At 40.4% G+C, this 26,162-nt stretch carries 22 protein-coding genes; 15 read left to right on the forward strand and 7 right to left on the reverse strand.

Going from position 1 to position 26,162, the window contains the following annotated elements; translation table 11 throughout:
- Positions 1–12: 12 nt before the first annotated feature.
- Positions 13–630 carry a TetR/AcrR family transcriptional regulator gene (locus AC52J8_RS04545; RefSeq protein ID WP_208753382.1) on the reverse strand — a complete coding sequence of 206 codons (618 nt, stop codon included), beginning with the start codon at positions 628–630 and terminating at the stop codon, positions 13–15.
- A 77-nt stretch (positions 631–707) separates the two neighbouring features.
- Here AC52J8_RS04545 and adeD point away from each other — a divergent pair, with 77 nt between their 5' ends.
- Both adeD and adeE read left to right on the forward strand, forming a co-directional pair.
- Entirely contained in the window at positions 708–1,832 is a 1,125-nt protein-coding gene (adeD, locus tag AC52J8_RS04550) for a multidrug efflux RND transporter periplasmic adaptor subunit AdeD (protein WP_086399753.1), read from the forward strand.
- 9 nt (positions 1,833–1,841) lie between these two features.
- Positions 1,842–4,955: a multidrug efflux RND transporter permease subunit AdeE gene (adeE, locus tag AC52J8_RS04555; RefSeq protein WP_086399754.1), complete on the forward strand. Its 3,114-nt coding sequence runs from the start codon at positions 1,842–1,844 to the stop codon at positions 4,953–4,955.
- 78 nt (positions 4,956–5,033) lie between these two features.
- Here the strand turns inward: adeE and AC52J8_RS04560 are convergent, their stop codons facing one another.
- Entirely contained in the window at positions 5,034–5,639 is a 606-nt protein-coding gene (locus AC52J8_RS04560) for a nitroreductase family protein (protein WP_044101882.1), read from the reverse strand.
- Positions 5,640–5,676: 37 nt separating this feature from the next.
- Positions 5,677–6,459: an SDR family NAD(P)-dependent oxidoreductase gene (locus AC52J8_RS04565; RefSeq protein ID WP_068930097.1), complete on the reverse strand. Its 783-nt coding sequence runs from the start codon at positions 6,457–6,459 to the stop codon at positions 5,677–5,679.
- 123 nt (positions 6,460–6,582) lie between these two features.
- On the opposite strand from AC52J8_RS04565, the gene AC52J8_RS04570 reads away from it, so the two are divergent.
- On the forward strand, positions 6,583–7,149 hold the full coding sequence (locus AC52J8_RS04570; protein ID WP_032036034.1) for a TetR/AcrR family transcriptional regulator: 567 nt from the start codon (positions 6,583–6,585) through the stop codon (positions 7,147–7,149).
- Here the strand turns inward: AC52J8_RS04570 and AC52J8_RS04575 are convergent.
- Positions 7,146–8,303, reverse strand: coding sequence for a glycerate kinase (locus AC52J8_RS04575; RefSeq protein ID WP_086399755.1), 1,158 nt, complete (start codon positions 8,301–8,303; stop codon positions 7,146–7,148). The two genes, AC52J8_RS04570 and AC52J8_RS04575, sit on opposite strands and share 4 nt — an antisense overlap.
- 400 nt (positions 8,304–8,703) lie before the next feature.
- Between AC52J8_RS04575 and AC52J8_RS04580 the strand changes: the two genes are divergently transcribed.
- From AC52J8_RS04580 to epmA, 5 genes are all read left to right on the forward strand, one after another.
- Positions 8,704–11,112 (forward strand): FdhF/YdeP family oxidoreductase, encoded by a 2,409-nt coding sequence (locus AC52J8_RS04580; protein WP_086399756.1) that lies wholly within the window; start codon positions 8,704–8,706, stop codon positions 11,110–11,112.
- A 78-nt stretch (positions 11,113–11,190) separates the two neighbouring features.
- Positions 11,191–11,982: a formate dehydrogenase accessory sulfurtransferase FdhD gene (fdhD, locus tag AC52J8_RS04585; protein WP_086354748.1), complete on the forward strand. Its 792-nt coding sequence runs from the start codon at positions 11,191–11,193 to the stop codon at positions 11,980–11,982.
- 119 nt (positions 11,983–12,101) lie between these two features.
- Positions 12,102–12,494, forward strand: a complete 393-nt coding sequence (locus AC52J8_RS04590) for a YkvA family protein (RefSeq protein WP_016146188.1) — start codon at positions 12,102–12,104, stop codon at positions 12,492–12,494.
- 103 nt (positions 12,495–12,597) lie between these two features.
- Positions 12,598–13,665, forward strand: a complete 1,068-nt coding sequence (locus AC52J8_RS04595) for a 4-phosphoerythronate dehydrogenase (protein WP_086354747.1) — start codon at positions 12,598–12,600, stop codon at positions 13,663–13,665.
- Positions 13,662–14,636: an EF-P lysine aminoacylase EpmA gene (epmA, locus tag AC52J8_RS04600; RefSeq protein WP_064784589.1), complete on the forward strand. Its 975-nt coding sequence runs from the start codon at positions 13,662–13,664 to the stop codon at positions 14,634–14,636. Before AC52J8_RS04595 ends, epmA begins: the two co-directional genes overlap by 4 nt.
- A gap of 57 nt (positions 14,637–14,693) precedes the next feature.
- On the opposite strand, the gene AC52J8_RS04605 is transcribed toward epmA, so the two are convergent.
- Positions 14,694–15,665, reverse strand: coding sequence for a Tim44 domain-containing protein (locus AC52J8_RS04605; protein WP_086399757.1), 972 nt, complete (start codon positions 15,663–15,665; stop codon positions 14,694–14,696).
- An 82-nt stretch (positions 15,666–15,747) separates the two neighbouring features.
- A complete protein-coding gene (radA, locus tag AC52J8_RS04610; protein ID WP_005067703.1) occupies positions 15,748–17,136 on the reverse strand; it encodes a DNA repair protein RadA in 1,389 nt (462 codons plus the stop codon).
- Between the two features lie 343 nt (positions 17,137–17,479).
- Between radA and AC52J8_RS04615 the strand changes: the two genes are divergently transcribed.
- The 5 genes from AC52J8_RS04615 to dapF all read left to right on the forward strand — a co-directional run bounded on the left by AC52J8_RS04615 (position 17,480) and on the right by dapF (position 23,180).
- Entirely contained in the window at positions 17,480–18,973 is a 1,494-nt protein-coding gene (locus AC52J8_RS04615; RefSeq protein WP_086399758.1) for an alanine/glycine:cation symporter family protein, read from the forward strand.
- Positions 18,974–19,287: 314 nt separating this feature from the next.
- Positions 19,288–20,694 (forward strand): amino acid permease, encoded by a 1,407-nt coding sequence (locus AC52J8_RS04620; protein ID WP_057086327.1) that lies wholly within the window; start codon positions 19,288–19,290, stop codon positions 20,692–20,694.
- 140 nt (positions 20,695–20,834) lie between these two features.
- Positions 20,835–21,056, forward strand: a complete 222-nt coding sequence (gene lptM, locus AC52J8_RS04625) for an LPS translocon maturation chaperone LptM (protein WP_016140224.1) — start codon at positions 20,835–20,837, stop codon at positions 21,054–21,056.
- A gap of 22 nt (positions 21,057–21,078) precedes the next feature.
- Positions 21,079–22,329 (forward strand): diaminopimelate decarboxylase, encoded by a 1,251-nt coding sequence (gene lysA, locus AC52J8_RS04630; protein WP_086265485.1) that lies wholly within the window; start codon positions 21,079–21,081, stop codon positions 22,327–22,329.
- A gap of 5 nt (positions 22,330–22,334) precedes the next feature.
- On the forward strand, positions 22,335–23,180 hold the full coding sequence (gene dapF / locus AC52J8_RS04635) for a diaminopimelate epimerase (protein ID WP_496538883.1): 846 nt from the start codon (positions 22,335–22,337) through the stop codon (positions 23,178–23,180).
- A gap of 86 nt (positions 23,181–23,266) precedes the next feature.
- Here the strand turns inward: dapF and AC52J8_RS04640 are convergent, their stop codons facing one another.
- Positions 23,267–23,890 (reverse strand): LysE family translocator, encoded by a 624-nt coding sequence (locus tag AC52J8_RS04640; protein WP_017385803.1) that lies wholly within the window; start codon positions 23,888–23,890, stop codon positions 23,267–23,269.
- A gap of 165 nt (positions 23,891–24,055) precedes the next feature.
- Here AC52J8_RS04640 and xerA point away from each other — a divergent pair, with 165 nt between their 5' ends.
- Positions 24,056–24,943 (forward strand): site-specific tyrosine recombinase/integron integrase, encoded by an 888-nt coding sequence (xerA, locus tag AC52J8_RS04645; protein WP_086399875.1) that lies wholly within the window; start codon positions 24,056–24,058, stop codon positions 24,941–24,943.
- Between the two features lie 461 nt (positions 24,944–25,404).
- On the forward strand, positions 25,405–26,154 hold the full coding sequence (locus AC52J8_RS04650) for an electron transfer flavoprotein subunit beta/FixA family protein (RefSeq protein WP_002118903.1): 750 nt from the start codon (positions 25,405–25,407) through the stop codon (positions 26,152–26,154).
- The last annotated feature ends 8 nt before the right edge of the window (positions 26,155–26,162 follow it).

The following is a 26,162-nucleotide window of genomic DNA, read 5'->3' on the forward strand; positions in this document are numbered from 1 at the left end:
TTTGTTGTGGGGCTATTCTTTATATTGCCATGCTTTTAAAAAGGTACGACACACTTCTTCATTTAACTGTTTTAGTTCTTCTGGAGTTGGAATGTTTCCACTAATCAACGTAGCGGGATAGGTATAGCCCATTACCGCACCGAGGAAAGCCTTTGTTGCTTCCTCTGGCTGATCAATTTTAACAATACCAGCATTGTGTGCAGTTGCAAGAATATCGGTTAAAGATCTTTTAATATTCCCTTGAGTACGTTGCTGAATTTTAGGAAGAATTTCTTTCATTTCAACTAAGGCAATAATCAGCAATCTTTGCAGGCGAATGACGTCAATATGATAAAAATGATTTTGTACAGACTGTCCAATTTCTAACAATAATTGATCTAGACGCTTATTTTTCAATTCATGCTGCTCAATGAAAGGTGCTTCCATTTCTGCTTTTAAATGATCAAAGACTTCGATGAGTAACGCTGTCTTGGTCGGGAAGTGGTTATATAAAGTTTGTCGATTTGTACCGGCTTTTGCAGCAACAGTCTCTAAGCGGACTTCTAACCCATGTTCTAGAAATAGTTCGCGTGCTGCAGCAATGATAGTAGGGCGAATTCGAGAGGGACGACCTGGAGATTTTTTTAACATATCGGTTTTCTTGCACATCTTATTTATTTACTTTACAGTAAAGTAAATAAATTGTCTATAAGTCTGGGGTCCCAGATATGCTTGATCTAAGTTTTAATTACCGTAAGTTTATATATTTATTGCCTTTATTTGTTTTTTTAAATGGATGTGATTCTGATCAGCCTGCCCCTAAAAATATTCAGCAGGTGAGTACGATCACTATAAAACCAGAGACGATTGAATCTACCTATCAATTGGCTGGTAGAACGGTGGCCTCTGAAATTTCTCAGGTCCGTCCACAAGTCAATGGAGTAGTAATAGAGCAATTATTTAAGGAAGGTACGCAAGTAAATAAAGGGCAGCCACTTTATAAAATTGATTCATCACTCTATCGGGATAGTGTGGATGAAGCCGCTGGTAATCTTGCATTAGCAAAAGCCACTGTAAATTCGACTCGCCTTCAAGCCGAGCGTTATAAAGAATTAATTAAAGTAAATGGGGTGAGTCAGCAAGAGCTTGATAATGCTCAAAGTGCATATGAGCAAGCGAAAGCGACTGTTGCCGTAAATGAAGCTGTACTGAAAACAGCACGAACCAATTTACGTTACACACAAGTTAGTGCGCCAATTTCAGGACGAATAGGACGTTCATCCATTACACGTGGGGCTTTAGTCACCTCTGCTCAAACAGATCCTTTAGCAACGATTCAAAAACTGGACCCCATGTATGTCGATTTGACTCAGTCGAGTGATGAATACATGGCACTGCGTAAACAGCTTACTGAAAATGGAATAAAACCGACTGAACTTTCAGTACGTTTGAAGCTTGAGAATGGCACTGCCTATGCAGTACAGGGGACTTTTAAGTTTAGTGATGTTGCTGTAGATGAGGCGACAGGAAGTGTCACCTTACGTGCAGCATTTCCCAACCCCAATAATGCGTTATTGCCCGGCCTGTATGTGCGGGCAGAACTTGGAACGGGAACACGTCCTAACAGCGTCTTAATTCCTCAAGGTGCGCTGTTCCGAGACGCAGAAGGAAATCCACTTGTTTGGATTGTTGGAAAAGAGAATAAAGCCGAGCAACGAAAAATTACTCTAGGCGATGCAATTGATAATCGTTGGTTAGTGACCTCTGGCTTGAAAGCAGGAGATCAAGTCATTGTTGAGGGTCTGCAAGGCTTAAGTGCCGGCATGACGATTGAACCTACCCCAATGAGTTGAGGATTGCGTATGTTGTCGAGTTTTTTTATTGCACGACCTATTTTTGCTTGGGTCCTCTCTATTTGTATTATGGCATTGGGGACGATTTCGATTTTAACGTTACCCATTGAACAATATCCTGACATTGCACCACCGGGTGTAAATGTTACTGCAAACTATCCGGGAGCATCTGCCAAAACTGTTGAAGACAGTGTTACCCAGATTTTGGAGCAACAAATTAAAGGGATTGATGGTCTACTTTATTTTTCATCGAGTAGTAGTTCGGCGGGGCAAGCACGAATAAGTCTTAGTTTTGATCAGAATACCAATCCTGACACTGCGCAGGTGCAGGTGCAAAATGCTGTGAATCAGGCGCTGAGTCGATTGCCGCAAGAGGTTCAGCAGCAAGGGATCACTGTGACAAAGTCACAAGGCGATAGTTTACTGGTCTTTGCGCTTTACGATGAAAGTGGGACTAGATCTTCTGTCGACATATCTGACTATATGGTGAGTACACTGCAAGACCCATTAAGTCGGGTCGATGGAGTGGGTGAAATCACCGTATTTGGTGCTCAATATGCAATGCGCATCTGGCTTGATCCTCATAAATTGAACAGTTATGGATTAATGCCATCAGACGTTAGAACTGCAATTGAAGCACAAAACACTCAAATTACAGCAGGAGAATTGGGCGCATTACCCACGCGTGATGGGCAGGCTTTAAATGCAACAGTAACAGCATTATCTCGGTTACAAACCGTGAGCCAATTTGAAAATATTATTTTGCGCACACAAACCAATGGTGCGGTTGTATTACTTAAAGATGTTGCTCGAGTCGAGCGTGGTGCAGAGAGTTATCAGACTTCTACACGTTTGAATGGAAAGCCAGCTTCGGGTATGTCTATTCAGCTTGCATCTGGTGCCAATGCATTAGAAACGGCTGAACGAGTTAAAGCTGAAGTCACACGGTTAACTGCCTCTATGCCAGCGGGTTTAAAAGTTGCATACCCACGCGACAGTACGCCATTTGTAGAAGCTTCGGTAAATGGGGTGATTAAAACTTTAGCTGAAGCGATTGTTCTCGTTATTATTGTCATGTTCTTATTTTTGCAGAGCTGGCGTGCGACTTTAATTCCGGCAATTGCTGTTCCAGTTGTATTGTTAGGAACATTTGGTGTGTTGAGCGTACTTGGCTATAGCATTAATACACTGACTTTGTTTGCGATGGTACTCGCAATTGGTTTACTGGTAGATGACGCGATTGTCGTTGTAGAAAATGTCGAGCGGGTTATGCATGAGCAAAATCTTGATGCTCGGCAAGCCACCCTAATTTCAATGCAGGAGATATCGGGTGCGCTCGTGGGTATTGCCATGGTACTCGCAGCAGTATTTTTACCTATGGCATTTTTTGGTGGTTCCGTCGGGATTATCTATCGCCAGTTCTCGGTAACGCTCGTATCGGCAATGGTACTTTCTGCAATTGTTGCTTTAACACTTTCACCTGCGTTATGTGCAACATTACTCAAACCTGCAAATGAAAAACATAAGCAGAGAAAATTCTTTACTTGGTTCAATCGTAAAGTCGAACAAGGGCAGTCAGGCTACCGCACAAAGCTAGTTGCTGTTTTAGGTAAACCCAAAGTCTTTATGATCATATTCGTAGGTATTACAGCTTTGTTAGGTTGGCAATATACGCGTATGAATACGGGGTTTTTACCACAAGAAGACCAAGGCTCGGTTATGGTTCAATTTAGTACGCCTGTAGGCACGACACTAGCTGAAACAGAGCGGGTTGGTAATCAGATTGCAGATTACTTTTTGACGAAAGAAAAGAATAATCTCAATGTGATTTTCATGGTGATGGGTAGAAATAACGCAGGCAGTGGGCAAAATGTGGGAATGGCATTTGCCGGACTCAAACATTGGGATGACCGAGAAGGTAGTGAAAATACAGCCGAAGCTGTGATTGCTCGTGCAAATGCACATTTTAAGTCACTGCGTAACGCACGTGTTCAGATACTTTCACCCGCTGCTGTAAGAGGCCTTGGGCAATCTAGTGGCTTTGAATTTTGGTTGCAAGATGCTGAAAATAAAGGACGAGATGCTTTACTCGCAGCACAAAATAATGTGTTAAAAGTAGCAAATGCTGATTCTGGCCTAGCTGCAGTACGTTTAAATAGCTTAGAAGATAAAGCCCAGTTACAAGTCGATATCGATCAAAGAAAAGCCAGTGCTCTTGGATTAGCCCAAGCAGATATTAGTAATACGCTGTCATCGGCGTGGGGCGGATCTTATATTAACGATTTCATAGATCAGGGACGTGTTAAGCGAGTTTATTTGCAAGGAGAGGCAATCTATCGTTCCTTACCCCAAGATCTTGGGCAATGGTATGTTCGCGGTGCTACTGGTGAGATGACGCCATTTTCTAGCTTCTCTTCTGTGAAATGGCAGATGGGCCCTCAAATGCTGCAACGCTTTAACGGTCTTTCAGCCGTTCAAATACAAGGCTCTGCGGCGGCAGGTGAGAGTTCTGGTGGGGCTATGGATAAGATGCAGCAGTTAGTTGACCAGCAACAAGGTTTTAATCTTCAGTGGAGTGGGTTGTCTTATCAAGAGAAACTAGCGGGTGGCCAAACGATCTGGTTATATTTGGCTTCAATCATCTTTATCTTTTTATGTTTGGCAGCACTTTATGAAAGTTGGTCTATTCCTGTCTCTGTCATGCTAGTGATTCCTTTAGGTCTTATTGGCGCTGTAGTTGCTGCAAGTCTGGCAGGTTTTGTTAACGATATTTACTTTCAGGTCGCTATGCTTACCACCATTGGGCTTTCTGCCAAAAATGCTATTTTGATTGTTGAATTTGCGGCAGCTAAGTTAGAGGCTGGTCAGGCATTAATGGATGCCATTATTGAAGGTGCGGGTCAGCGATTACGGCCAATTATTATGACATCTCTGGCTTTTGTTGCAGGTGTTCTTCCATTGGCTGTATCTACAGGAGCAGGGGCTGTTAGCCGAAAAGAAATTGGTATCGCCGTAACTGGTGGGATGATTTCGGGAACTCTACTTTCTATTTTCTTTGTGCCTTTATTTTTTCTTTTAGTTCGTCGTTTAACCAATAAGTTAAACACCAAAAAGGCAAAATGATTTTACAAAACAGAATGTCATTAACAATTAGGCCCTCATGCTATAAATAGCATGAGGGCCTAAAATCTGACTAAAAACTTAGAATGTATTTTGAATAATGACATCGTCGTAAGGAAGTTTGCCCACGCGTGGGTAAGGCTCGGAAGCTGACTTACCAACAGCAATCATTAAACACACCACATGGTCTTCAGGTAAGTTAATGAGCTTCGCCATTGCGTCAAAGTCAAAACCATCCATAGGACAACTGTCTAAACCATGCTCTTGAGCAAGTAACATTAAAGTTTGAGCAAAAATACCCGCACTACGCATCACTTCGTCACGTTGGGTTTGTGGACGGTCACGGTAATATTGGTCGATTGCGCCAACCATAATATTTTGAACTTCCGGAGAAGCTCCATCCCATACACGCTTAGCATCAACTTCCCATGTATTTACTTTTGCACACAACACAATCAGTAATGATGATTCTGTAACTTGTGGTTGATCCCAAGCAATGGTGCGAATTTTTTGTCTTAACTCAGTATCTTCAATGATGACTGGACGCCAATGTTGTAAGTTAAAAGCGCTTGGCGCATTGGCTAAAACCTCTTGTAATAACTGCTTTTTGTTATCTTCAGAAAGTTGAAAAGCAGGGTCGAAGCGTTTAACTGCGCGGCGGTTACGGATGGCATCAATAACATTCATAAGATTTTCCTACTTAAGAGTTGGGTAGCTGTACTCGTTAGTTTTTATAACGTTGGGCTACATCAGCCGAAGAAAAGTTTGGTAGTAATGTGATACGTGATTTTTCAAAATTATTCCATTGATTTTCGTCTTTCAGCACAGGAATTGTAATCGTTTCTTTGCGGTCAAAACCAATCAGAGCCGCATCGACCAAATCATTGACATCCATTAATGGTGGGACTTGGCTTAAGTCGATGCCAGAACGTTCCCAAATTTCGGTTTTAGTAGCAGAAGGCAATACGGCTTGAACATGCACGCCATGATCTTTTAATTCTAAATATAAGCCTTGGCTAAAAAATTGGATGAAAGATTTACTTGCACCATAAATGGTAGAACCTAATTCAGGGGCTAATCCAAGCACAGAGCCTAAATTAATAATGGCACCTTTACCTTTATGTATAAGTGATTGCGAAATTGCATGAGACAAACGAACAACTGCAGTCATATTTAAAGTAATGAGTTTTTCAATATCTTTAATATCTTGAGTTAAAAAGGTTCCGTTTAGTGCAATGCCAGCGTTATTTACCAAAATTTCAATATCAGCATCGTTTTTGAGTACATCTTCAATCTTACTAATGTCTTGATCATTTGATAGATCGGCTTGAATGAACTCGACTTGTACGCCGTATTTTTCTTGAAGATCTTTTGAGATTTTATCTAGGCGGTTTGTGTCTCGTGCAACCAAGATTAAGTTATGGCCACGTTGAGCAAATCGGTCTGCATAGACAGAACCAATTCCTGACGAAGCTCCTGTAATAAGTACTTTTGATTGAGCTGACATGTGATGTCTCCACGCTTTAATTTTTTAGATGATGATCATAATCTAAAATATATAATTTTTGATGTCAATCATAATCAATGTATAATTATGACGAGTAAGGTGAGTAAAAGTGGGTAGGCCAACATGAAAGTCAGTAAAACTCAGGTAAAAGAAAACCGAGAAAAAATTGTTGAAAAGGCGACTCAACTGTTTCGTAACAAAGGCTACGATGGTGTCGGCATTGCTGAATTAATGTCTAGCGCAGGCTTTACTCATGGTGGGTTTTATAAACATTTCAGTTCGAAAACAGACCTTGTCTCAATTACTGTTAAACATGGGCTTGAGCAGGTTTTAAAAAGAATAGAAGGTTTAAATTTAGCTCAATTTATTCAGCTTTATGTGTCTCGAACTCATCGAGATAACCGAGATTTGGGCTGCACACTAACAGCCTTATCTTGTGATGCAGCAAGACAGCCAGACGAAGTAAAAGTCGAATTTGAAGAGGGCATTGAGCAACTTATCCAGTTCATTATGAATGAACGTGCAAAACAAGTTTCTTTGGAAGCGCCAGAGTTGAGAAAGCAAGCTATTAATATTCTTGCTCAATCCGTAGGGGCAATTGCCTTGTCTCGCGCATGCCCAGACCAATCAATCCTTAGCGATGAAATATTGGAAAGCTGTAAAGAGAGTCTTTTAAAGTTAACCGATTAAACTTTTTTATCTTTCAAGCTGGTTTGGCTAAACTGAATTAACCTCGCAATATCGACTGTTCTTTCATAAATGAGTTCTGCTGCATGTTCGCAGGCTTGTTCTAATGTGATGGGACCATTTGCTAATGAGAAAGCAGCCGTAACGCCCTGCTCATAAAGCTCTTGGTAGCCTTGGCCTAAAGTTCCTGCAATCACAATGACCGGAACGTTATGTGCTTTAGCAATTTGACTCACCCCAAAAACTGTTTTACCACTTAGTGTTTGCTGGTCAAATTTACCTTCCCCTGTAATAACCCAATTTGTATGAGCAATTTTATGTTCAAGTTGATTCAGTTCACCTACGACTTTAACTCCAGCTTTAAAGTCGGCATTTAAATAACTTTTGGCTGCAAAGCCCAAACCACCAGCAGCACCAGAACCTGCTTCATTTCGTTTGTCGAAACCTAAAATTTGCGCAGAGACATCGGCAAAATGAGCAAGCGCTGCATCAAGCAGTTGTACTTGAGCAGGAGAAGCCCCTTTTTGTGGGCCAAAAATATGTGATGCGCCGTTTGGACCGCAAAGTGGATTGGTCACATCGGCAGCTAGTAAAAACCGCGTGTGCTGAATACGTGTGTCAAAGTGTGTTAAATCAATTTTTGATAGGTTGCTTAAAGCGAGACCACCTGCGGGTAAAGCCTTTTGGTTGGCATCGAGCAAAACAGCACCCAAAGCACTCAGTAATCCTGTGCCGCCATCGTTGGTCGCACTACCGCCCACAGTTAAAATAATGTCTTTTGCACCTGCGTCTAAAGCATCAAGAATGAGTTGGCCTGTTCCAAACGTTGTGCTGTGGCAGGCATCACGTTCTGACGGTGGGATTAACTGTATGCCGCTCGCTTGAGCCATTTCAATGATGGCGATTTTTTGTTTTTCTAACCAGCCCCATTTTGCCTGAACAGGCTGACTTAATGGCCCAACCACAGTTTTTTCACGCCATTGCCCCTCGCAGACTTCTAAAACAGCTTCAATGGTTCCTTCGCCGCCATCGGCCATAGGGCATAAAATCGTTTCTGCATGAGGAAAAACTTCTTGCCATCCTTTGGCAATGGCCTGAGCTACGTTTAAAGCAGATAAGCTGTCTTTAAATGAATCAGGGGCGATCACAACCTTCATAAGTGCTCTAATGTGGATAGATTTTTAATTGTTTTATACTGCTTAGTCCCAAAAAACCATACATAAAGACATGTAAGCATCAATTTTAAAGAGTTTCTCTTCTGTTAAGAATGAAAACTAATAATGTTTTGATCTGTAAAAGGCGGAGTTTCTATCTTTTTAACTCATTGTTTTATATATTTTTCTATAAATAGCGTGGTTGGCTTGAATTATTGTAATTGTAAAAAATATGGCACATATTATAAGAACAGTTGAGCCAGCTTTTTAAAATATGGTGAATAACATACCAAGTGGACTCTACCCCCAAGCTAGACAGCAGCGATTCTTAATATAAGCATAATTAAATTTGTGGTTTTATTGGATCTGTTGAATGCCTAAGAAGAATTAAGAGGATGACAAAGTGGATAATTCAGAAGAACAAAAGCAGATACAGGAAAATAACGGTTTTGCGCGAATTGAGCCATATACTCATCCTGCTGGCGGGTGGGGCGCACTGCTAAGTGTTGCTCGAAACTTAAAGCGACAAGATATTTTAGGTAAAGGTTCAATTACCTTACTCAACATTAACCAACCTACAGGTTTTGACTGTCCCGGCTGTGCATGGCCAGAAAAGAAAGATGCTCATGCCTTTAACTTCTGTGAAAATGGTGCAAAAGCAGTTGCCTTTGAAGCAACCAGTAAAACAGTGACTCCTGAATATTTCGCAGGGCATACCGTCAGTTGGTTATCAGAACAAAGTGACTTTTTCCTCGAAGACTTAGGCCGCTTAACAGACCCAGTTCGCTATGATGCTGCAACCGATAAATATTTGTCTATTTCATGGGACGATGCATTTAAACTCATTGCTCAACATTTACATGTGCTAGACAACCCAGACCAAGCGGCATTTTATACCTCTGGCCGTGCCAGTAACGAAGCAGCATTTTTATATCAACTGTTTGTGCGAAGCTTTGGTACAAATAACTTTCCAGATTGTTCGAACATGTGCCATGAAACGACAAGTGTTGGTTTGCTTGATTCGATTGGTTTAGGAAAGGGCACAGTCACCCTAGAAGACTTTGATTTAGCCGATGCGATTTTTAGTTTTGGGCATAATCCCGGAACCAATCACCCGCGTATGTTAGGTACTTTGCGTGAAGTGTCTAAACGTGGCGGTAACATTGTTGCGATTAACCCAATTAAAGAACGAGGACTTGAACGTTTCCAAGACCCACAAGCACCACTTGAAATGATGACCAATGGCAGTACACCTATTAGCCGTTATTATTTCCAACCTAAAATTGGTGGTGACTACGCACTGATGTTAGGAATTTTAAAGCACTTAAATGAGTGGGATAAAAAAGCCCTTGGCTCAGGAAAACCAAGTGTTTTTGACCGAAACTTTATTGCGGTCAATACCATTGGTTTTGATGAAATGATTGCTGAGGTTGAAAAAACTGAATGGGCAGATATCTATAAACATTCAGGTTTGTCTGCTGAACATTTAGAAAAACTAGCCAAACTCTTTTTAGATTCTGAACGTTCAATTTTTTGTTGGGGTATGGGAATTACCCAGCATCGCCACGGAACTGCCAATGTACATATGTTAGCGAATTTATTGTTGGCTCGTGGGCAAATTGGCAGGCCAGGTGCAGGGCTTTGTCCAGTTCGTGGGCACAGTAATGTGCAAGGTGACCGAACCATGGGCATTAATGAACTCCCTAGCCCTAAATTACTAGACAACATTGACCGCGTGTTTGGAATTAAATCACCGAGAAAAAATGGGCATGGTGTCGTCGAAACCATTAAAGCGATGGCTGAAGGCGAGGTCAAAGTCTTTATTGGTCTAGGCGGAAACTTTGCAGTTGCAACCCCTGATACACCGTATACCCAAGAAGCACTTAGAAAGTGTAATTTAACTGTTCATGTCGCAACCAAGTTAAACCGTAGTCATTTGGTATGTGGTAAAGAGGCACTCATTTTGCCATGTTTAGGCCGTACTGAAATTGATGAACAACTTCATGGCCCGCAGGCAATTTCAGTCGAAGATTCAATGAGTAATATCCATTTGTCGGCAGGGCGTAATACTCCAATTTCTGAAAATATTTTATCTGAGCCAGACATTGTGGCAAGAATGGCAGAGGCGGTGTTACCAGATAGCCAAATTAAATGGAAATGGTACATCGAAAGCTATGACCGTATTCGTGATTCAATTGCCGATGTCTTTGATGAATTCCATGATTTTAATTTACGTGTCTATGAACCAGGTGGATTCCACTTAGAGCATCCAGCCAATCAGCACATCTGGAATACAAAAAGTGGTAAAGCGCAGTTTATGATTACACCGCTGAGTGAAGTCTATGCCGATAAAGAAAATCAGTACGCTGCCGCATATACCGACAGTAAAGTTTATACCTTAATGACCACGCGTTCTCATGACCAATACAACACGACACTTTATGGTCTAGATGACCGTTACCGCGGAGTGTTTGGTCAGCGCCGTGTGTTGTTTATGAACCAAGCTGATATTGATGAAGCTGGTTTCGAAGCAAACCAATGGGTCGATATTGAAAGTGTTTTCTCGGACGGTGTGAAACGTATCGTGCATAGTTTCCGTATTGTGCCGTACAACATTCCGCGAGGCAGTTTAGCCGCTTACTATCCAGAAACTAATCCTTTGGTGGCATTAAGTAGTCATGATAAATATGCCAAGATTCCTGCTTCAAAAAGCGTTCCTGTGATTTTGCATCCCGGAAATGCGCCAGAGCATTTTAACTTGGCAACCGCAGTAGCCCCTGAAGATGCCGATAAGAAAGTAAGCAACCTTTAATCAAAGGCAATATTAAAAAATGTCATCCAAACAAATGGCGCTCTAAACAAGCGCCATTTTGAAATAAAGGAAATAATTTTGACACCACATTCTTATGGGGTTGAAACATTACCAGTACAGCGGTTTAACAAAACCGACTCTGAAAATGTTTTAGATCATATTGTGCAAGAGTACCCAATTGCCTTGGTGTATAACGGCATTTCGCATGCGGTGATGATGGCGACACCGACCGATGTTGATTTATTTGCCAAAGGTTTTAGTCTCTCAGAAGGCATTTTAACTAGCTTAAAAGAGCTATATGCGCTTGATGTACATCAAAATGAATTGGGTATTACGGTGGAAATGACCATTTCATCGAGAGCATTTGCTGCCTTAAAAGAACACCGCCGCATGATGGTAGGCCGTACAGGCTGTGGTTTATGTGGAATTGAAAGCTTAGAGCAGTTTCAGTTAGATGTTCCAAAAATTACAACACATGCATCAAAAATATGGCTTGAGCAAATTCCGAGTGCCATTTCCCACTTAAAAGCCCAGCAAGAAATTACCGCTTTAACGGGTGGCGCACATGCCGCAGCATGGGTGGTTGATGGTCACATCGTCGCTTTATTTGAAGATGTCGGCCGCCATAATGCTTTAGATAAATTAATAGGTTATTTAGCACAAGAAAACTACGACACCAGTTTAGGTTTTGTGGTGATGACCAGTCGTGCAAGTTATGAACTGATACGAAAATGTGCCCAGCTGAATATAAGTCTACTGGCTTCAATTTCAGCACCGACCAGTATGGCCATTCAGTTAGCCAAGCAATCTGGCCTGACTTTGGCAAGTTTTTGTAGGGGGGACAGATTTGTTTTATATACAGAAATTTAAAATATATTGTTCAAGGTGATGGACCTAAAATAAAGCTCATCTGACATTTCTTTGGCTTTTAAGCTAAGGATAGGTTTTATGGATTATTATAAAACTCTAAAGGTTCAGAGTCTGTCCAAATGTCTTGGTTACAATCAATAAAAGAATGGGCAAAAGGTCTAAAGAAGCAAATTATTATGCTTTGGTTTGCCTCAAGGCATCCTCAAATGCCGTGGTTACCCAAAATTATTGCTGTGGTGGCTGTGGCTTACGCGTTTAGCCCCATCGACTTAATTCCAGATTTTATTCCTATTTTGGGCTTTATTGATGATGCCATCATTTTACCAATACTGATTTGGTTAGCAGTTCGTTTTACGCCTCAACAAGTCATTTTCGATGCAGAACAACAAGCTGAAGAATGGTTGGATGAACATGAAAAACGACCAAAAAACTATTTGGTTGCCGTACTCATTATTTTAATTTGGCTCACACTCGCTGTCATGGCTTACTTTTATTTTGGTGGTGGGTTGTAACTAAACTGAGTCTTTAGATCCTGTACTAATTTATACCCTTAACATTGTGCTTTGCTACAACTCAAAGGATAATAACGTTTTTATAAGCTATGGGTTGCAGACAATGAAAATCGTCGCAGATGAAAATTTGGCGTTTACCGATTACTTTTTTTCTGAGTTTGGCGATATTCAACACAAAGCAGGGCGTACTTTAACCCATGCAGATGTAAAAGATGCTCAAGCATTGTTAGTCCGCTCGGTTACTACGGTTAACGCAAGTTTAATTGAAAACACAGCATTAAAATATGTGGGCAGTGCCACAATTGGGACCGATCATTTAGATATTGCAGCGTTAGAAAAACAAGGAATTACATGGGCAAATGCGGCTGGTTGTAATGCACAAGCGGTTGCTGAATATGTCATTACTGCTTTACTGCATTTAGATGCGAACCTTTTAGAACAACAAGAAAAATTTACCCTAGGCATTGTTGGCCTTGGCAATGTCGGTAAGCGTTTGGTCTATATGGCTCAGTTACTTGGTTGGAATGTAATTGGCTTTGACCCATATGTGAAACTAGACACAATTGAAAATGTAAGCTTAGAAACTTTGTTGCAACAAGCCAATGCCATTTCAATTCATGTGCCGCTGACCAAAAACGGTGAACATCCCACATATCATTTGTTTGATGAAAAAGCTTTCGCAGCGCTTCAACCAGACACAATTTTAATTAATAGTGCACGTGGTCCAGTCGTGAAAGAAGCCGCTTTAATGGAAGACATTCAACGTACCCAGCGTAAAGTGGTGCTTGATGTATTTGAGCATGAACCAGTCATATCAGAAGAACTCATAGACATGTTGGCTTTAGCAACACCGCATATTGCTGGTTATAGCCTTGAAGGAAAAGCCCGCGGTACACAAATGATTTATGAAGCTTTTTGTCAAAAGTTTGGATACGACATTAATAAGCGTTTCGAAACTCAGTTACCTGCATGTGAAGACTATTTTTCGGGACATGATTTAAAAGCGGTGTTAAAGCAAAAGTTAGCTCAGATTTATGATATTGCTCAAGATGATGCCAACATCCGTGCTTGTATTAAAGATGGCAAAGTAGAGCAAAAAGCATTTGATTTATTACGTAAGAATTATCCGCTGCGTCGTGAATGGGCAGCACATGGGGGACCACAGGCATGAGTTTAAGTTATCAACCTACTTGTTCAATTGATGCCTTAAAAGCACGTGCCAAGCTCTATACCCAAATTCGTCAGTTTTTTGCTGAACGTGATGTCATGGAAGTTGAAACACCGATTGTTTCGCAAGCAGGCGTCACCGATGTACATTTAGCTTCAGTTCAGGCTTTGCGTCATATTAATGGCAAATTGCAAACTCAATATTTACAGACTTCACCTGAGTTTGCCATGAAGCGTTTATTGGCGAGCGGTAGTGGACCGATTTACCAGATTTGTAAGGTGTTCCGAGATGATGAACACGGGCGTAAACACAACAGTGAATTTACCATGCTTGAATGGTATCGCCCCGGTCTAGACTTAAAAGCGTTAATGCATGAAACAGCCGATTTATTGCAAACCTGTTTGCAACATCGTTTTGGTGAAGTTCGTCCGTTTATTTTAAGTTATAAACATGCCTTTCAAGATCGTCTTGATATTAACCCTTTGCAGGCAACTTTGAAACAACTCAAAGATACCGCAAATCGTGTGGGATTAAATCTCGACTTGGGCGATGATCGCCTAGCTTATATGGATTTGTTATTTTCTCATTTTGTTGAACCAAGTTTAGGTTTTGATGCTCCAGTTTTTTTAACTGACTTTCCACCAGAAATGGCCTCTTTGGCAAAAGTGAAAATAGATGAAGATGGGGAAGAGGTTGCGGCGCGTTTCGAGGTTTATATTGAAGGCTTAGAGCTAGCCAATGCCTACGATGAATTACTCGATGCAGATGTGTTACGTTCACGCTTTGAAGCAGATAATGCAGAGCGGGCTAAGCAGGGTCTTCATGTTATGCCTTTAGATGAGCATCTGTTAGCTGCATTGCCTCATATGCCGGAATGCTCAGGTATCGCTTTAGGTGTAGACCGTTTACTCATGGTTGCAACAGATCAGGTCAAAATTGAAAAAGTAGTGACCTTTCCAGCAGAAATTGCTTAAAACTGACAAATAAAAAAGCCACAATATTGTGGCTTTTTTATTTAGGATTTATTTAGCTTAAGCTTGTTGAATACCTGCAACAACCCAGTCTTGCTGAGAGCCAGCAGGCTTAACAAAGTGCCAGATTTCAGTAAACGGTTGTGGCAAGCTATTTAGATCTTCACTTACTGTACCAGTGAAACGTACGCTTACTACGTATTGACCATTTTCAGTTGCACTGTCTACAACCATCGCATTCAAGTTACTAAATTCAGCAACGTCTTGATCTTGGTTTTCCATGATGTCGTTATACATAGAACTATAAAGTTCTGGTGTTAAGTAACGGCGAATTTCTTCAATATTACTTGCAGTATTCATCGATTGGATGTGATTAAAACGTTGACGTGCAATACGTAAGAACGCAGCTGGTTCACTACCATCTGGAAGTTGATTGCCATTGCTCGTGGTTACACCACCAAAAGGCGCTTGCGTTGCTGCACCGCCACCCACAGATTGACCAAAGATATTTGTATTATCGCCAGCATTACGTGGAGCTGCTTGTGGTGCAGCAGAACGGCCAAATGGGTTTTGACCGTTACTATTTGGTGCGTAAGGGTTGTTACCCGCTAATTTTTTTTTTGATCCCAATTTACGGAATACAAAGAAAGCAAGAGCTGCGGTAAGCAATACCCAAATCCAACCTGGGATTCCACCTTTTTTCTCTTCTTGAGCTTGAGCCTGAGTGGCTTGCTGTTCAGTTGATGTCGGTTTGTCATCAGCTAAAGCATTTGCTGCAACAGCACCTACGGCAGCACCAGCCACACCAGCTGCAACCATTGAACCAACACCTGGACCAGATTTCTGAGGCGCTGTAGTGGTTTGTTGAACTGGAGTCACTTGACGAGGTTGTTGATAAGACTGGCTTGAAGTAGTCGAACGTGCCATACCGTGGCTTTTACCACCACCTGCACGTTTAGCTTCAGCAAGAGGCGAAATTGCTAAAGCAGCCATTAAAATACCGGTAATCAAGCCACGCTGGTGTACTTCCATAGGAAATTCCTGTTTAGAGTTAATTTGTAATAGTATTTATGCAGGCTTTTACTCTAAATTTCAACTATAAAAGTATGTTTTTTTATGTCAATTCATCACTGAGCTGCATAGCTTCTGTCAATGCTTCATGCAAGCGCGCAACAGCAATAACTTGTACGCCCGGAATTGCCTTTTGAGGGGCGTTTCCTCTTGGTAAAATGACATATTTAAAGCCATGTTTTGCTGCTTCTTTTAAGCGCTCCTGACCGTTAGGAACAGGGCGAATTTCACCAGAAAGACCAACTTCCCCAAAAACTGCAAGTTGTTGGGGCAAGGCTTTAGTACGTAAACTTGAAGCACATGCGAGTAAAACAGCCAAATCAGAACCTGTTTCGGTAATTTTTAAGCCACCTACAATGTTGACATATACATCTTGTCCAGTGGTTTGCACGCCGCCATGACGATGCATTACAGCAAGCAACATGTTCAAACGGTTTTGTTCAAGACCAAGTGCAACACGTCGTGGTTGTCCTTGAGCATCATCAACTAAAGCTTGCACTTCGACCAAAAGAGGGCGAGTTCCTTCACGGCTAATCATGACAATTGAACCGGGAATCGCTTCATCATAACGACTTAAGAAAATAGCAGAAGGATTGGCCACTTCACGTAAGCCTTTATCAGTCATGCCAAATACGCCAAGCTCATTCACTGCACCAAAACGGTTTTTAACAGCACGAATCATGCGATAGCGAGAGTCTGATTGACCTTCAAAGTAAAGTACGCAGTCCACCATATGCTCTAAAACACGTGGACCTGCCAGTGCACCTTCTTTGGTCACGTGACCAACAATGAATAGTGCTGTGCCACTATTTTTTGCATAACGGGTTAATAAAGCAGCAGATTCACGAATTTGTGAAACACCACCCGGAGCAGATTGGAGGGTTTCTGTATAAAGTGTTTGAATCGAATCTAGAATAGCGACTACAGGTTTTTCTTGTTCTAAAACTTCACAAATGCGTTCTACACAGGTTTCAGCCATGACTTTTAATTGGTCGGTTGGCAGGTCAAGACGTTGCGCACGAAGCGCCACCTGAGATAAAGATTCCTCACCCGTAATATAAAGTGCAGAGCTTTTTTCGCTTGCCATATGGGTCGCAGTTTGCAAAAGAATGGTTGATTTACCAATACCGGGGTCACCACCAATCAGCACCACAGAACCTGTCACCAAACCGCCGCCAAGCACTCGGTCAAATTCGCTAATGCCTGTAGGTAATCGGGTTTCATGAGAAACGGAAACTTTATTTAGCGTTGTAATGTTAGCAACTTGACCCGCATAGCCCCCGATTTTAGGACGTGCGCGGTGAGCAGTGGTTGGCTCAAGTTTAACTTCAGTCAGAGAATTCCATTCACCACACTCTGAGCATTGACCAGCCCATTTAAGATGATCGGTACCACATTGCTCGCAACGGTAAACAGTTTTGACTTTGCTCATAAAAAATTGAAATTTTGCTCGATATTATATAAATATAGTTCTTAGGAAGTTCTTCGTTCTTGTTTCCAAAAATTATCATAAAAGATATTGAGGAAATTTGAAGGGATCTTCTAAGGAACTAATAAGGGAAAGACACCAAAAATAACACGATATTGGATTTTTACAAGTCAGATAAAGTTTGTTTTCAGTGGATATAAAAAATCTAATCTATTCCCCAAGGACGGTGTTTTTACTGGAGTATGTATCTAGCTGTTTATTATAGATATGGCATGGATATTGCTGAAGTGAAAACGAACAAAATAATATGAGTATTGTATTTTAAAAATACAAAAGGTTGATATCTATGAGTGCAGCAGAAATTGTTGATTGGATTAATGGCATTATTTGGAGTAAGGCACTTATTTACCTGTGCTTAGGCGCGGGGTTATTTTTTTCTATTTTGACAAGATTTGTGCAAGTACGTCAAATGAAGGAAATGGCCAGACTATTAATAAAAGGTACTTCTTCAGAACAGGGGATTTCATCATTTCAAGCCTTAGCTGTTTCATTATCGGGACGAGTAGGTGTAGGTAATATTGCGGGTGTAGCGGCAGCAATTGGCTTTGGTGGGCCGGGTGCTGTCTTTTGGATGTGGTTGGTTGCATTTTTAGGAGCAAGCACGGCATATGTGGAATCAACTTTAGGTCAAATCTATAAAGTCGAATATCAAGGGCAATATCGTGGTGGCCCTGCTTTTTATTTTGACAGAGGGCTAGGACAGCGTTGGTTAGGCATCGTATTTGCTATAGCAGCAATTATTTCTTGTGGTTTGTTCTTACCGGGAATTCAAGCAAATGCAGTAGGTAAGGCATTTACACAAATTACAGGTGAAGGGGCAATTATTTTTGGTGATATTGGTCTGTTTAAAATTGTAGCACTTGTGGTGATTGTTGGTTTACTCGCTATCATTATTTTTGGTGGGATTAAACGGATTGCACGTTTTGCTGAATTCGTTGTTCCTTTTATGGCAGCTGGTTATATTCTAATGGCTGTTGTTATTGTTATTGCGAATATTCACGAGCTACCTGGTGTAATCAAATTAATTTTTGAAGATGCTTTTTCTCCTATGGCAGGTCTTGGTGCTGCGATTGGCTGGGGGGTAAAACGTGGTGTTTATTCAAATGAGGCAGGGCAAGGAACGGGGCCACACGCAGCAGCCGCAGCGGAAGTGCAACATCCAGCTCAACAAGGTTTTGTACAGGCATTCTCGATTTATGTCGATACATTATTCGTCTGCTCTGCAACAGCATTTATGATTTTAATTACAGGTATGTATAACGTACAAGGTACATTAGAAGCTGGTCAATTTATTGTACAAAATGTTGGAGCTACTGTAGAAATAGGTTCTCCTGCTTTTACCCAAATGGCAGTGAGTACAATGTTTGGTAATTTTGGCCAAATCTTCGTGGCGTTGGCTGTGTTCTTCTTCGCTTTTACAACGATTGTTGCGTATTACTATATTGCTGAAACTAACATTACTTATCTAAGCTATATTACTAAATCTCCATCGTTATTATTTGTGACGAAGTGCTTTATTATTCTCTCTGTATCTTATGGGGTTTTAAGTGCAACCGGTTATATATGGGGTATTGGTGATATTGGTGTCGGTTTAATGGCATGGATTAATATTGTCGGAATTATTGTGACTTATTTTGTATGGAAGCCAACAATTAAAGCTCTTAAAGATTATGAAGCGCAGCAAAAAGCTGGAGTAACAGAGTACACATTTGACCCTGTTAAATTAGGAATTAAAAATGCGACATTCTGGGAAGAAAAACTGAAGAATAACCAAAAGTAAATTTTCAAAACATAAATTTATTTCTTGATCCTTAATTGAAAAGGCTACCTCACTGGTAGCCTTTTTATATATGCGAAAGTTAAGCAAGTACGACAAAAGTTGACTTGAGAGTCCGTTGTATTGCAGGGGGCTTGTGCGTATTATCGGCCCTAATTGTATGTAGCTTGGAATCATCAGCAATACAGACAAAATTGGTTAGCTGAAAAGTTGTCAAAAAATATACATTTAAAAGATACCTGCAAATGGTGCGATATCGTCTTTTTGATTTGAATTTAGCTAACGGACTAAAAAAATTACTGGAGTGTATTTATCAAATGTCGAATCAAAATCTGAGCGAGCCTCATGAACAAGGTGAGCTCCATCGAAGCCTCTCCAATCGGCATTTACAGCTGATCGCGATTGGTGGTGCAATTGGGACCGGATTATTTATGGGATCAGGCAAAACAATTAGCCTTGCTGGTCCATCAATCTTATTCATTTATTTGATTATTGGTGTGATGGTGTTTTTTGTCATGCGTGCGCTTGGCGAATTACTTCTTTCAAACCTTGCCTATAAATCATTTATTGACTTCACAACAGATTTAATCGGTCCATGGGCGGGTTACTTTGTAGGGTGGACATACTGGTTATGTTGGATCACGATTGGTATCGCTGACCTTTCTGCAATTATCTACTACTTACAATTCTTCAATAATGGTCTACCTTTCTCGCCTGTCGAAGGGGCGATGATCAGTGTTGCCGCGATTGTATTTATTATGGGTTTAAACCTGTTAACAGTTCGCTTGTTTGGTGAATTAGAGTTCTGGTTTGCGCTCATTAAGATTCTTGCGATTATTATTTTAATCGCTGTGGGTCTATGGATGATCTTTACAGGCTTTACCTCAAGTACGGGTGAAGTTGCTTCATTTACTCATCTCTGGGCTAACGGTGGCTTCTTCCCAACAGGTGTACATGGTTTCTTGGCAGGCTTCCAGATTGCAATCTTTGCTTTTGTTGGTGTAGAACTTGTGGGAACAACGGCTGCGGAAACGAAAGACCCAGCACGTAACTTACCAAAAGCAATTAACTCAATTCCAATCCGTATCATTATTTTCTATGTATTGGCATTGTTGATTGTGATGTCTGTAACACCTTGGAATAAAATTGATCCATCGATCAGTCCATTTGTAAACTTGTTCAGCCAAGCTGGTGTGGCAGCAGCAGCGATCTTGATGAACTTGGTGGTATTGTCATCAGTGATGTCATCAATGAACAGTGGTGTCTTCTCAACAAGCCGTATGTTATTTGGTTTATCTCGTGAAGATCAGGGTCCAAAAGCTTTTGGTAAATTGAACAGACGTGCGGTACCGGCAAATGCATTGTATTTCTCTGCGGCATGTTTATTGTTAGGTGCGGCATTACAGTATTTTGTTCCAAATACAGTTGAGGCATTTACACTTGCAACAACGCTTTCAACGATTCTGTTCATTTGCGTGTGGTTACTCATTATCTGGAGTTATATCCGTTACTACACTACGCGTCCTGAGCTACATGCCAAATCAACATTTAAATTACCGGGTGGTCTATTTACATGTTGGATCACGATTATTTTCTTTATTGGCATGATTTATGTGCTGTCTTTAGAACCAGATACGTTCAAAGCGCTTAAAGTCAGCCCAATTTGGTTTGTTATCTTGATCATTGGTTATTTCTTCTTCTATAAACCACGTCATAAAAAGTAATTAAATTTATTTGGTTATGATCAAACGCTGGCTGAAAAGCTGGCGTTTTTTATGCATATTGTTTTTCTCTTTAAGTTTACTCTTTAGCCGCCTGCATGATCACGGTATACTGCATCGAATTGTTTAAATCAGGTGCTCAGATGCGTCGTGTCATTTGCCTCATCAGTTTATTGAGCAGCAGTATTTTGCTTAGCGCTTGTGGTCAGTCAGGAGCATTACAGCTACCTTCTGATCCGAATTATGACAAACGTGCGAAATACTTGCTCTATCGTAATAAAGAACAGAAACAAGTTGTGCAACAGGATGAACAAGCTGAACAGTCAGTTGAAGCATCAGCCCCAACCCAAACAACTTCACCTTAAGCTTTGAAATAAGGACACATTCATGAGTTTCACTCGCATTAATGGAGTATTGCATGCAGAGCAATGTTCTATGGAGCAGCTTGCGCAGCAATTTGGCACACCTTTGTATGTTTATTCAAAAGCAGCTTTTGAAAAACATTACTTAGATATGGACCGTGCTTTTGATTTTATTGATCATCAAATCTGTTTTGCGGTGAAATCTAACTCAAATATAGCTGTTCTTAATGTCTTGGCAAAACTTGGTGCTGGTTTTGATATCGTATCAGGTGGTGAACTTGCACGCGTTTTAAAAGCGGGTGGAGATGCATCTAAAGTTGTTTTTTCTGGCTTGGGTAAAACTGAAGCTGATATTGAAACATCGTTAAATGTAGGCATTGCTTGCTTTAACGTAGAATCTTATGCCGAACTAGACCGTCTGCAAAAAGTCGCAGCTCGTCTAGGCAAAAAAGCGCCGATTTCTTTACGTGTAAATCCAGACGTAGATGCAAAAACTCATCCTTATATTTCAACAGGTTTAAAAGAAAATAAATTTGGTATTCCAAGTGATACCGTTTATGAAACCTATCAATATGCTGCATCTTTGCCAAACCTTGAAATCATTGGCATTGACTGCCACATTGGTTCGCAATTGACCGAGACTAAACCGTTTGTTGATGCTTTAGATCGTGTCATGGTAATGATTGAGGAACTAAAAAAACTTGGTATTACTCTTAAACACATTGATATCGGTGGCGGTTTAGGTGTTTGTTATAAAGATGAAACACCGCCAAGTGTTGAAGAATATGCTAACTCAATGAAACCTGCTTTAGAAAAGCTAGGTCTCAAGGTTTATATGGAGCCGGGCCGTAGCATTAGTGCAAATGCAGGTGTGCTTTTAACCAAAGTGGATTTGCTCAAGCCAACGAGCCACCGTAACTTTGCCATTATTGATGCTGCAATGAATGATTTAATTCGCCCTGCTTTATATGAAGCATGGATGGATATCCAACCTGTAGTGCCAAGTTCAGATACTGAAGAAAAAACTTGGGATCTTGTTGGTGCAATCTGTGAAACAGGTGACTTCATTGGTAAAGATCGTTCATTGGCTTTAAAAGAAAATGACTTGTTAGCTGTTCTCGGTGCTGGCGCTTATGGTTTTGTAATGAGTTCAAATTACAATACACGTGGACGTGCCGCAGAAGTGATGGTGTCAGGTGATAAAGCTCATTTAATTCGTGAGCGTGAAACGGTTGAGTCGCTTTGGGAAAAAGAAAGATTGTTGCCTGAGGAGTAAATGAAATGTTGTTAGAATTTACTAAAATGCATGGGCTAGGCAATGACTTTATGGTGGTTGATCTGATCAGCCAACGTGCCTATTTGGATACAGAAACAATTCAACGCTTAGCCGATCGCCATTTTGGCATTGGTTTTGATCAGCTTTTAATTGTTGAACCACCAGATTTACCAGAAGCAGATTTTAAATATCGTATTTTTAATGCTGATGGTTCTGAAGTTGAACAATGTGGTAATGGTGTACGCTGTTTTGCTCGTTTTGTACATGAGCGCCATTTAACAACCAAAACTAGTATTACTGTCCAAACCAAAGCAGGTATTGTAAAACCTGAATTGGGACAAAATGGTTGGGTTCGCGTCAATATGGGCTACCCAAAGTTCTTGCCGAATGAAATTCCATTCATTGCAGAACAACCAGAAGCTTTATATACACTTGAGTTAGCTAACGACCAGAACATTAATATTGATGTGGTTAATATGGGCAATCCTCACGCTGTCACTATTGTTCCAGATGTATTAACTGCAGATGTTGCTGGCATTGGTCCACAAGTCGAGTCACATAAACGTTTCCCTGAACGTGTTAATGCTGGCTTTATGCAAGTGATTGATGAAAAACATGTTCGCTTACGAGTATTTGAACGTGGTGTTGGTGAAACATTAGCTTGTGGTACAGGGGCATGTGCTGCTGCGGTAAGTGGTATGCGCCGTGGTCTACTTGCGAACTCAGTTGAAGTTGAACTTGCTGGTGGTAAGCTACAAATTGAATGGCAAGAAGGTGATGTGGTCTGGATGAATGGTCCAACAACTCATGTATATGATGGGCGTTTGGATTTACGTTATTTCCAAGGTTAATCGCATTATCTAAATTGAAGCCTCTTTTCATCAGCTAAAGTGATAAAAGAGGCTTTCTTTTATATGTACAATAATATTTGATTTAATTATCTTTTACTCAAAGCTAATTTCAAAGCAAATAACACAAAAATACTGCCAGTAATTCGGTCCATATATTTCACAAATTTAGGTTGCTTAAGATAACGTGACAGTGGCTGCATAGCCAAAATTAATAAAGTTGACCATAGCATTCCAATTACCACATGAATCATTACCAGTCCCATCACCCAAGTAACTGCCGATGCTTGTGGTGGAATAAACTGTGGAAGAAATGAAATATAAAAAATACCAACTTTGGGATTAAGTAAATTACCCAAAAAACCCTTAATAAACCAATTTTGTGAAGGAGAGGTATTTGAACTATTCTCTTGCATATCTGCAAGCTGGGTACGTGGTTTTAAAATCATATTTAAACCTAACCATGCTAGATAAGCTGCTCCCATCCATTTTAGAATATTAAAAGCGAGATCAGATGCCATGAGCAAGGCACCTAGACCACAGGCAACCACAATTCCCCATACAATACAGCCAAGACAAATACCTACTGCTGCTTGAAACGCTTTCGATTTACCTTCAAGTGTTGCTGTACGAATAATTAAAGTCGTATCCAGACCCGGGGTCAGTGTAAGTAAGGTAATCGCAATTAAATAAGGAATGAGTATGGTGGTCATGGCGGCATGGTCCAATGAATACTTGGTTTAAATTGTAATATATAAATTAGATCAGCATTAGGTTGTGCGATATCAAATTTTCATGATCACATAGTTTTTGGTACACTCAAAAAAATGAGCAAATAAATGGAGAGCAATTTGGATTTTGCATTACAACTGCTCTCAATGTGGTTAAAAGAAAGAAAAATACAGAATCAATCTGAGCACACGATTACTGCTTATGAACGAGATGTTAAAAGCTTTCTTGAGTTCTGCGAGCACAAACAACTAGATTTGAGAAATCTTGAAGCTTCAGATTTAAGAGAGTACTTAGCGCAGCGTGTCGAACAGGACCAGTTAAGTTCAAGTAGCATGCAACGTCATCTCACCTCAATTCGTCAATTTATGAAGTGGGCTGAACAAGGTAAATATCTAGAAATTAATCCTACCGACGATTTTAAGTTAAAACGCCAACCTAGACCTTTGCCAGGTATGATCGACATAGAAACGGTTAATCAAATTTTAGATCAACCTATGCCGGAAAAACCGGTTGATCAGCAATTGTGGCTAAGAGATAAAGCGATGCTCGAGTTACTTTACTCAAGTGGTTTACGTTTGGCTGAATTACAGGGTTTAACAGTTAAGGATGTAGATTTTAATCGCCAACTTGTTCGTATTACTGGTAAAGGAAATAAAACTCGTATTGTACCGTTTGGGAAAAAAGCAAAAGAAAGCCTATTGAACTGGTTGAAAGTTTACAAAATTTGGAAAGGAAATTTCGATCAAAACGATTCTGTCTTTATTTCCTTGCGAGGAGGAGCGCTCACTCCAAGGCAAATTGAAAAACGTGTGAAGCTTCAAGCACAACGAGCAGGTGTAAATGTCGATTTACATCCGCATTTACTCAGACATTGTTTTGCTAGCCATATGCTATCGAGTAGCGGTGATTTGCGTTCAGTACAAGAAATGCTAGGCCATAGTAATTTATCTACGACACAAATTTATACGCATATTGATTTCGATCATTTGGCACAAGTGTATGATCAAGCTCATCCAAGGGCACATAAAAACTAAAATTTAAAAATAAACTCAATAAATAGATAATTAAATTGAGAAGTTTTAGGTGAATGCAGAGATCATTTGTATTTTTTTACAAATTTGTTTAAGAGAAATAGTCAAAACAGCCAAATTGACAATTTTGATCTTTGAGTATTTTGTGGACGACTGGGTCTAAAAAACGTCGGATTTATGGTTTTTAAAAGTAATCTTATGTTTCTAGCTAATATGCTAAATAAGATAAAAAGATAATAAAAATCAATGTATAAAATAGAGTTTAAAAAGAATAAAATAGGCCCTCATAGCAGTCTAAAATTTTTTTATGAACTGATGATTTCATTTTTTTTGTGCTGTTCCAGAAAATTGTGACTTGACCGAAATGCCAAACACATTGCAAGATAGGGTACCTAAAAAATTTTAATTGAAGAGTTAATATACTTTTCTCAACATTTACTTTTGCTAGAACAGCCGAGGATTACATGAAGGCTCTTGTTGCTGTAAAACGCGTGGTTGATGCCAACGTTAAAGTTCGTGTTAAGCCGGACAATAGTGGGGTTGACCTTACCAACGTAAAAATGTCAATTAACCCATTTTGTGAAATCGCAGTGGAAGAAGCGGTTCGCTTAAAAGAAAAAGGAACAGTATCAGAAATCGTTGTTGTTTCTGTTGGTCCTAAAGAAGCTCAAGAACAAATCCGTTCTGCAATGGCTCTAGGCGCAGACCGTGGTATTTTGGTTGAAACTACTGATGAAATTGGCGCTTTAGAAGTTGCTAAAATTTTAAAAGGTGTTGTTGAAGCTGAAAAACCAGAACTTATCCTTCTTGGTAAACAAGCAATTGATGATGACTCTAACCAAGTAGGTCAAATGCTTGGTGCATTATTAGGTGCTGGTCAAGGTACATTCGCTTCTGAAGTGAAAGTTGATGGCGGTAAAGTACAGGTGACTCGTGAAGTTGACGGTGGTTTACAAACTGTTGAACTTACACTTCCTGCAATCATCACGACTGACTTGCGTCTGAACGAGCCACGTTATGCAGCATTGCCTAACATCATGAAAGCTCGTAAGAAGCCACTTGATACTAAATCTCCTGCTGATTATGGCGTTACAGCTGGTACTAAGCTTAAAACTGTTAAAGTTGAAGCTCCAGCAGAACGTAAAGCTGGCGTACAAGTGAAATCTGTAGATGAGCTTGTTGAAAAATTGAAAAATGAAGCGAAAGTGATCTAATACGGAAG

Source organism: Acinetobacter sp. S-1, assembly GCF_059579785.1.

Excerpts from the sequence above, each read along its gene's own strand:
- AC52J8_RS04565 (WP_068930097.1), bottom strand. The coding sequence starts at position 6,459 with ATGTCAGCTCAATCAAAAGTACTTATTACAGGAGCTTCGTCAGGAATT.
- AC52J8_RS04560 (WP_044101882.1), bottom strand. The coding sequence starts at position 5,639 with ATGAATGTTATTGATGCCATCCGTAACCGCCGCGCAGTTAAACGCTTC.
- xerA (WP_086399875.1), top strand. The coding sequence starts at position 24,056 with ATGTGGTTAAAAGAAAGAAAAATACAGAATCAATCTGAGCACACGATT.
- AC52J8_RS04545 (WP_208753382.1), bottom strand. The coding sequence starts at position 630 with ATGTTAAAAAAATCTCCAGGTCGTCCCTCTCGAATTCGCCCTACTATC.
- lysA (WP_086265485.1), top strand. The coding sequence starts at position 21,079 with ATGAGTTTCACTCGCATTAATGGAGTATTGCATGCAGAGCAATGTTCT.
- adeE (WP_086399754.1), top strand. The coding sequence starts at position 1,842 with ATGTTGTCGAGTTTTTTTATTGCACGACCTATTTTTGCTTGGGTCCTC.
- AC52J8_RS04570 (WP_032036034.1), top strand. The coding sequence starts at position 6,583 with ATGAAAGTCAGTAAAACTCAGGTAAAAGAAAACCGAGAAAAAATTGTT.
- AC52J8_RS04595 (WP_086354747.1), top strand. The coding sequence starts at position 12,598 with ATGAAAATCGTCGCAGATGAAAATTTGGCGTTTACCGATTACTTTTTT.
- AC52J8_RS04620 (WP_057086327.1), top strand. The coding sequence starts at position 19,288 with ATGTCGAATCAAAATCTGAGCGAGCCTCATGAACAAGGTGAGCTCCAT.
- AC52J8_RS04605 (WP_086399757.1), bottom strand. The coding sequence starts at position 15,665 with ATGGAAGTACACCAGCGTGGCTTGATTACCGGTATTTTAATGGCTGCT.
- AC52J8_RS04590 (WP_016146188.1), top strand. The coding sequence starts at position 12,102 with ATGTCTTGGTTACAATCAATAAAAGAATGGGCAAAAGGTCTAAAGAAG.
- AC52J8_RS04640 (WP_017385803.1), bottom strand. The coding sequence starts at position 23,890 with ATGACCACCATACTCATTCCTTATTTAATTGCGATTACCTTACTTACA.
- AC52J8_RS04575 (WP_086399755.1), bottom strand. The coding sequence starts at position 8,303 with ATGAAGGTTGTGATCGCCCCTGATTCATTTAAAGACAGCTTATCTGCT.
- adeD (WP_086399753.1), top strand. The coding sequence starts at position 708 with ATGCTTGATCTAAGTTTTAATTACCGTAAGTTTATATATTTATTGCCT.
- AC52J8_RS04615 (WP_086399758.1), top strand. The coding sequence starts at position 17,480 with ATGAGTGCAGCAGAAATTGTTGATTGGATTAATGGCATTATTTGGAGT.
- dapF (WP_496538883.1), top strand. The coding sequence starts at position 22,335 with ATGTTGTTAGAATTTACTAAAATGCATGGGCTAGGCAATGACTTTATG.
- epmA (WP_064784589.1), top strand. The coding sequence starts at position 13,662 with ATGAGTTTAAGTTATCAACCTACTTGTTCAATTGATGCCTTAAAAGCA.
- lptM (WP_016140224.1), top strand. The coding sequence starts at position 20,835 with ATGCGTCGTGTCATTTGCCTCATCAGTTTATTGAGCAGCAGTATTTTG.
- AC52J8_RS04650 (WP_002118903.1), top strand. The coding sequence starts at position 25,405 with ATGAAGGCTCTTGTTGCTGTAAAACGCGTGGTTGATGCCAACGTTAAA.
- radA (WP_005067703.1), bottom strand. The coding sequence starts at position 17,136 with ATGAGCAAAGTCAAAACTGTTTACCGTTGCGAGCAATGTGGTACCGAT.